Below are 6,820 nucleotides of genomic sequence, written 5' to 3'. Positions count from 1 at the left end.
CTTGAAAGAAGGGTAGAGTTTCAGAAAAACGCAGAGGTCAGGATGAGGTACGCAGGCTTTTATCAGGAGTCGCTGTTTTGATTTTTTCTTTCTTCTGCTTTGTCCAAAGCCCAATCGGTAACTAAAGCAGCAATCAAAACAATAATTTGTAACATTCGCGAGTGGTAATCGAGTGAAGGAATAACAGAGACAGTAAAGAGGGTCACCATAAAGGGGAGTGTCCAAATTAAAAATCGTTTTCCAGCGAAATACTTCTTTATGGTGGCAAGAGTTTGATTATGGTTAGCCCTTACTTTTTTATTGTAGTGCGCTGCGACACTTTCGACAATCCAAGACAGTACAATCGGGATAATGGCTAGTAGCCGATATGAGTCAGGTAAAACAAGGACAAGTATAACGGCAATAATTATAAAAAGTGTCCTTGTCAAAAAGGTCTCTATCGTAATCAAAAAATCATCTCCTTATAAAAAAATCGGGATTCCCAAATATCCATATGGTCATTTTATCATATGGGTGGATCGAGAATAATCATTTTCCTTGATCTTCAAGCTCTTTGACGCGTTGTTCGAGTTTTTTATATTTGCTTTCGATATCTGCCGCTAATCCTAACGCGCATATGCCAAACATAAAACCCATAATACCAAATGTGGCCAAGTTATTCATCTCCTTACTAAAAAATCGGGATCTCTCCCGACAATCGATAAGTCTAGTTTAACATACGGAGGGATTCCGATGAAACAAAACATAGAGACAATGAAAGCTGAAATAGATCTGATGGAGAATGCGATGTATCTGGTGTGTGACGGTCATCTGACGAAGGTTAGAGCACAAGAATTCGGGAGCACAGAGATTGCTTGGAAAGAAGGAAAGTGGTTAGATGTGATTCAACACGAAAGACAGAGAAATTGCGGGCAAGATGTGATTTAATGCGGTATAATATAAGCAATGGAATATTTTGTCTGAGGGAAGAACCCAGGACACTGATTGAGCGTTTACACGCTTGATTGGTGTCCTTTTTTGTTTGTCAAAGGAGGGTAGCAAATGTCAAGAAAACGGAAAAACGACTCTTATTTTGTTGACCACTACGATGATTGGATTGAGACCTACAAAGTCGGCGCTATCAGAGAAGTGACATTAAATAAGTACTATATGACTGCGAAAACGCTGCGCAGAATCGTTCCTGATTTGAAGATTTCGGAATTAGATAGACTAGTTTACCAAAACATTTTGAATGAATACGCGATAACGCATGAAAAGCAAACAACAATGGATTTCCATCACCAAGTGAAAGCGTGCATTTCGGATCTATTCCATGACGGTTTAATCGAGCGAGATCCGACCTATCGGGCGATTATCAAGGGAAAGCCGGCAAAACCTAAAAAAATGAAATTTTTGCAGGCAGACGAGCTCAAAAAACTGGTGCGGTCGCTCGATTTAGGAACGGAAATCAATATGGATTGGTTTACGCTCGTGGTTGCCAAAACAGGACTGCGATTTGCAGAAGCCTTGGCGCTTACTCCTAAAGACTTTGATTTTAAAAATAATACTTTGTCAATCAGCAAAACGTGGGAATATAAGCTGACATCAGGTCAGTTTGCTCCAACAAAAAATGAGTCATCAGTCCGGACAATTGCGATTGATTGGCAACTCGTAGGACAGTTCGGACCGATTTTAAAAGATATGCCGGCAGACGAGCCAATCTTTATTAAAAAAGATGCAAACGGCCATTACAAGCGCGCTTTTAATTCGACTTACAACAACTTTTTGGCGAGAAAATGCAAAGAGGCTGGGGTAACAGAGATTACATTTCATGGATTGCGGCATACACACGCGTCGGTATTATTAAGTGCCGGAATTACTGTCCAATCAATTTCTAAGCGGCTAGGTCACTCGAACGTGACAACAACACAAGAAGTGTACATGCACATCATCGATGAGCTAGCGCAAAAGGATAATCAAATCATGATCGGGACACTCACGTCGATTGCGTAGGAGGATATTGAATGCTTTCAAACGAGGTTATTGATCAGCTGCTTGGCATATCCGAAAGCTACAAAGCGCCTAAAGCCATGTTTGATAAAATGCTAGACGATAAAAAAAGAGTTGAGTTATTCGACGCATTTTTAAAACATGAATCAAATTTGGATTATGAATGGTTTCAAAATTACTTTGAATCAGAACATGCAGATCGAAAAGTTAAGAAACAGGACTTTACGCCATATTCTATAAGCAGATTAGGAGCTTTAATTTTAGGCGAATCGGATAGCTACTTTGAAGCGGCAGCCGGAACTGGCGGCATGTTGATTCAATCATGGCTGTTAAACAGAAAGAATAAAAAGCGTCATTACCACGTGGAAGAACTGTCGGACAGAGCCGTTCCTTTTTTGATTTTTAATATGGCGATCAGGGGAATTAACGGTGAGGTGTGTCATGGAGATAGCTTGACGAATGATTTTAAAACAATCTATCAAATTGTCAATGAAGGACGGTTTAGCAAAGTAATGTGTTAATCAAAATAGTTCGTAACCGCTTTTGAACGCTGGAAATAAATTAGAGGAGGTGGAGAAATACCGCCTAAAACTCGATGATATCTTTCTGATTCGTTTGTTATTACAACTTAATCTAATAGTAAAAAAATTCTTTTTCAGCTCAATATCGATAATATTAGCAATGTAAAATTCAATATCAAATACAAAAATCCAGCGTTCAAAAGTGGTTATGAGCACACCGGAGGTAAAAAAAATAATGGATAAACCATGGACAGAAGATGATATTGATTATCTTGCCCAGTTTTCGGTAAGTCCAGAAGGTGATTTAATTCGGGATACGGCCGACTTTCTTGGTCGAAGCGAAGTTTCGGCAAGAAATAAACTCTCTCGCATTAGGAAAAACGGACAAGGGGAATACCTTAGCAAACCTTGGACATCAAGAGAAATAAAAATTCTTAAATCATCCTATTTCATTATTTCAAACAAAGAGCTTGCTTATCGTTTGGGACGATCAGCGGATGCAGTAAAAATAAAGGCAAGTAAATTGGGAATAAGCAAGAAAACTAATGTCGCCAAATGGGGTCGCACTATCAGACATCTTGCAATGGAAGGATGCACAAGAAAAGAAATATCTAAGCAAATCGGTATCCCTTACGATTCGATATGTGGTTACATTTGGCTTCACAAAATAGAATGTCGAAATTCGCCTAAAGAACTACAGCAAAAACGCTGGAGGGAACAAGAAGCTGTTAGGTATGCTTACGTGAGAGGAGAGATTAAATGAGCGGTTATGAATCTGTTTTGATGAATCCCCCATACTCTGAAAAATGGTCAGCAAGTGCTACATTTTTAGATGATCCTCGATTTAATCGCTATGGAAAATTAGCGCCGAAATCAAAAGCGGATTTCGCCTTTTTACTACACGGATATTATCACTTAAAAGATTCGGGTACGATGGCGCTTGTCCTGCCACATGGTGTGCTCTTCCGTGGTGCTGCCGAAGGGGCGATACGAAAGAAATTATTGGAGGATGGCAGTATCGATGCTGTTATTGGTATGCCTGCAAACCTTTTCTTCGGAACTTCCATTCCGACAACCGTCATCGTCTTAAAGAAAAACCGTACCACGAGAGATGTCCTATTTATTGATGCCAGTAAAGAATTTACAAAGGGCAAGAACCAAAACAAACTTACTGATGATCACATCAACAAGATTATTGAAACCTATCAAAATCGCGTGGATGTCGATAAATACGCCCATGTGGCCAGCTTTGATGAAATCAAAGAAAATGATTTCAACCTGAACATTCCGCGCTATGTCGACATGTTCGAGGAAGAAGAACCGATTGACATCATTGAGTTAAGTAAAGAAATAGTTACTCTAAATGGAGAAATTGCTCAATCTGAACAAGAATTTTTGAAACTACTCGACGAGCTGAAAGTAACAGATGACTCTAAAGACATAATCGCAGCGACGAAGAGCTGTTTTTGTCAGTGAGGGTGGTGCCCGTGGACGAGAAAAAGAAGCAAAAGAAGCGAATAAAATGGAAACCGGACATATCGAAACGCGAGTGGCGTGAAATGATGGGGCAATTCGAACAGGTGCTTGAGCGTCGTCATGGCGCGTTTCGCAGGAAGGGGCGGTAAGATGGCCGATCTGTTGCCAATAACCGAGTATCGTGATCTTTGCCGTGAGATTGATCTTCTTGATATGCGCATAAATCAACTGGAACAGGAACGTAAGTATTACTGGAAGATGTCTACGCAGCATCGTGGGATGATCGGAGCAGCCAACTACGATGAGGAACGTGTAAGCCATAACTTTACGCTGATGCCTTTTGACCGCGCGGTTGAGCACATCGCCAAAATTGATACTAAATTAAATATATTAAATAATGTAATGGCTGATAAAGAACAAGTTAAAGCGAAAATGGAGCAAAGCATGAGTGAGTTTGAGGGTTTAGACTACTTGGTTGCTTACTGGCGACTTCAAGGGCTGACGCTTGCTGAGATATCGGACAAGTTGGGTTACAGTTACGGATGGATCAAGAAAATAAGTATGCGGAACGGAGAAAAAGCCATAAAGAACGTTCGCCAAAAGTTGTATCCTAAATCAGTAAAGTAAAGTAAATTAAATAAGGAACCAAGAAGGAACTTTTTTGTTGAAAATCTGTGATACTATGGTAACGTGGACGGTGGGTCGGATAGGTCAAGGCTCTTCGGACGAATGGCCAGATGTTGCGCACCTTCGGTGCTAGCTGACTAGTTAAACTAAATTAAATAATAGTCATAACCATTAATGTTTTACTGTATATTATACAGAAAAGAAAAAGAGCAGTGCCGCAAACACTGCTCAAAAAATATCATCGACGTTTACTGCCAGTGCGCCACATTTCTCTAAGAAAACAAATCGCCATACCCACTATGATTGCATTTAAAATGCTCAAACCATTTCCCCCTCTCTATGATGCTAATTTATTATATTGATAGGGGCTATTTATTATACGTTTTTTAAAAACTATTTTTATGCAGGTGTTTGTCTCCTTTTGGTAAATTAATGCTATAGTAAAAATAAAAAAAGGAGACGTTAATAATGAACGAAGAGAAAACGATCCTGAATTTTGAAACATACCTCTTTGGAATTAAAGGCGGTAATACGGGGTTTTTGAAAATGCCGAAAGAAAAATATGAGTTGACGAATGAGCGTTTGAAGATTACGAAGCAAGGGCTTGTTTCCGAGACTCGGGATGATATTGAGTTGTTTAAAGTCAAGGACATTACGGTTCGGCAAAAGCTTAAAGATAAGGTTTTGGATATTGGGGATATTGAATTAATCAGCGCCGATGAATCTAAGCCTAATCTAGTTTTGAGGCGAATTAAAAGCCCACATGATGTGCGGGAGAAGATCAGAACGGCGGCGAAAGAAGCCCGAGAGGCTGCTGGCGTTACTTATCGATACGATTTATAAGAATTTAAGAGCCTGATGAGGGCTCTTTTTAATTTGTCCAATTGTGAGGTAGGTGTCATGTAATATGGCTAAGGGGAAATTTGAGCGATGGTTAACCAAAGAAGGACTATCACTCGTTGAAGGCTGGGCACGTGACGGACTTACTGATGAACAGATAGCCAGTAACATGGGCATAAGTGCTGCAACATTATACAGGTGGAAAGATAAGTATTGCGAGATTTGTGAGGCCTTAAAAAGGGGTAAAGAGGTTGTTGACCGTGAAGTTGAAAATGCACTTCTCAAAAGGGCGCTGGGCTATACATTTACTGAGAAAAAGTATGAGCCAGTTAAAATGTCTGATGAAGAATACTATGCAAAAAAGATGTTGGCCGTAAACCGCTATAAACTTGAACATCCGGAAGCCACTATGGAAGATATTCGAGTTGTGGAATTGGGAGTTTCTCGATATAAGAGTGTTGTGATGGAGGAAAGAGTGAAAGAGGTGGCTCCCGACACGACGGCACAGATCTTCTGGCTGAAGAACAGAAAGCCTGCCAGATGGCGTGATAAAAAAGAAACCGAGCTCTCCGGAGGACTGGATGTTAACAATCCTTATGCAGGCTTAACAACTGAAGAACTGCGGAAGATTGCCCGAAGTGAGAAGCATGAATAAAATCAGACAAGGCGCTCAGATCGAGCTCGCCAGGAGGGATTTCTTTGAGTACTGTCACCTAAAAGCACCTGAATTTTTCAAGTATAGCCGGAAGCATCTGATTGAGGTTGCCGATGAGCTGCAGCGCTTTTCCGAATCCACAGATGATGTACTGGTTTTGAATGAACCGCCAAGGCATGGGAAGTCTCGGACGGCTGGAAATTTTGTCGAGTGGATGCTGGGCAATCATCCAGACCTGAAGATCATGGCCGGATCCTACAATGAGACGCTGTCCACGACGTTCTCGAAGAATGTGCGAAACACGATTCAGGAGATTAAGGCGGATCCGGATAGGGTCGTTTACAGTGAAATCTTCCCCGGTGTCCGCATTAAGCAGGGCGACGGGGCAATGAATCTGTGGAGCTTGGACGGGCATTTCAGTAACTATCTAGCAACGTCTCCAACCGGTACCGCAACCGGATTTGGTGCGGATTATTTTATTGTCGATGACTTGATTAAGAATGCATCAGAAGCGTATAACGCCAACGTGCTTAATGGGCATTGGGATTGGTTCACAAATACAATGATTTCCCGGCTGGAATCCGGAGGTAAAATCATCCTGATCATGACGCGTTGGCATACGCTGGATCTCGCAGGACGGGCGCTGACGGAGCTTCCGGTGAAAGGGTATAGAGTTAGGCACGTGAACTTAAAAGCCCTACAGGATGACGGT

Annotated in this window: 11 protein-coding genes and 1 pseudogene; 10 read left to right on the top strand and 2 right to left on the bottom strand. The window is 41.2% G+C overall.

Annotated elements, in window-relative coordinates; translation table 11 throughout:
- Positions 1-62 precede the first annotated feature (62 nt).
- Both NIE88_RS21605 and NIE88_RS22535 read right to left on the bottom strand, forming a co-directional pair.
- Positions 63-449, bottom strand: coding sequence for a hypothetical protein (locus NIE88_RS21605; RefSeq protein ID WP_253065629.1), 387 nt, complete (start codon positions 447-449; stop codon positions 63-65).
- Positions 450-528: 79 nt separating this feature from the next.
- On the bottom strand, positions 529-654 hold the full coding sequence (locus NIE88_RS22535; RefSeq protein ID WP_290446640.1) for a hypothetical protein: 126 nt from the start codon (positions 652-654) through the stop codon (positions 529-531).
- A 78-nt stretch (positions 655-732) separates the two neighbouring features.
- Between NIE88_RS22535 and NIE88_RS21600 the strand changes: the two genes are divergently transcribed.
- The 10 genes and pseudogenes from NIE88_RS21600 to NIE88_RS21555 form a co-directional block, all read left to right on the top strand.
- On the top strand, positions 733-927 hold the full coding sequence (locus tag NIE88_RS21600) for a DUF3954 domain-containing protein (protein WP_253065628.1): 195 nt from the start codon (positions 733-735) through the stop codon (positions 925-927).
- A 114-nt stretch (positions 928-1,041) separates the two neighbouring features.
- Positions 1,042-1,992 (top strand): site-specific integrase, encoded by a 951-nt coding sequence (locus NIE88_RS21595; RefSeq protein ID WP_253065627.1) that lies wholly within the window; start codon positions 1,042-1,044, stop codon positions 1,990-1,992.
- A gap of 11 nt (positions 1,993-2,003) precedes the next feature.
- Positions 2,004-2,510 (top strand): N-6 DNA methylase, encoded by a 507-nt coding sequence (locus NIE88_RS21590; protein ID WP_253065626.1) that lies wholly within the window; start codon positions 2,004-2,006, stop codon positions 2,508-2,510.
- A gap of 235 nt (positions 2,511-2,745) precedes the next feature.
- Positions 2,746-3,273, top strand: coding sequence for a hypothetical protein (locus NIE88_RS21585; RefSeq protein WP_253065625.1), 528 nt, complete (start codon positions 2,746-2,748; stop codon positions 3,271-3,273).
- 5 nt (positions 3,274-3,278) lie between these two features.
- A pseudogene (locus NIE88_RS21580) lies at positions 3,279-3,986 on the top strand (N-6 DNA methylase); the annotation flags it as partial.
- Positions 3,987-3,997: 11 nt separating this feature from the next.
- A complete protein-coding gene (locus NIE88_RS21575) occupies positions 3,998-4,135 on the top strand; it encodes a hypothetical protein (protein ID WP_253065624.1) in 138 nt (45 codons plus the stop codon).
- A gap of 1 nt (position 4,136) precedes the next feature.
- Complete coding sequence (locus NIE88_RS21570) at positions 4,137-4,613, top strand: hypothetical protein (protein WP_253065623.1); 477 nt, start codon at positions 4,137-4,139, stop codon at positions 4,611-4,613.
- A gap of 468 nt (positions 4,614-5,081) precedes the next feature.
- A complete protein-coding gene (locus NIE88_RS21565) occupies positions 5,082-5,456 on the top strand; it encodes a PH domain-containing protein (RefSeq protein ID WP_253065622.1) in 375 nt (124 codons plus the stop codon).
- A gap of 64 nt (positions 5,457-5,520) precedes the next feature.
- Positions 5,521-6,108, top strand: coding sequence for a transposase (locus NIE88_RS21560; protein WP_253065621.1), 588 nt, complete (start codon positions 5,521-5,523; stop codon positions 6,106-6,108).
- Positions 6,101-6,820: terminase large subunit domain-containing protein (locus tag NIE88_RS21555; RefSeq protein ID WP_253065620.1), on the top strand; the 720-nt coding region annotated here is incomplete at its 3' end. The genes NIE88_RS21560 and NIE88_RS21555, both read left to right, overlap by 8 nt.

It is taken from the genome of Sporolactobacillus shoreicorticis (assembly GCF_024125445.1).
GTDB lineage: Bacteria > Bacillota > Bacilli > Bacillales > Sporolactobacillaceae > Sporolactobacillus > Sporolactobacillus shoreicorticis.
Note: the sequence above shows the minus strand (reverse complement) of the source record. Positions and strands in the feature narration are given on the sequence as shown.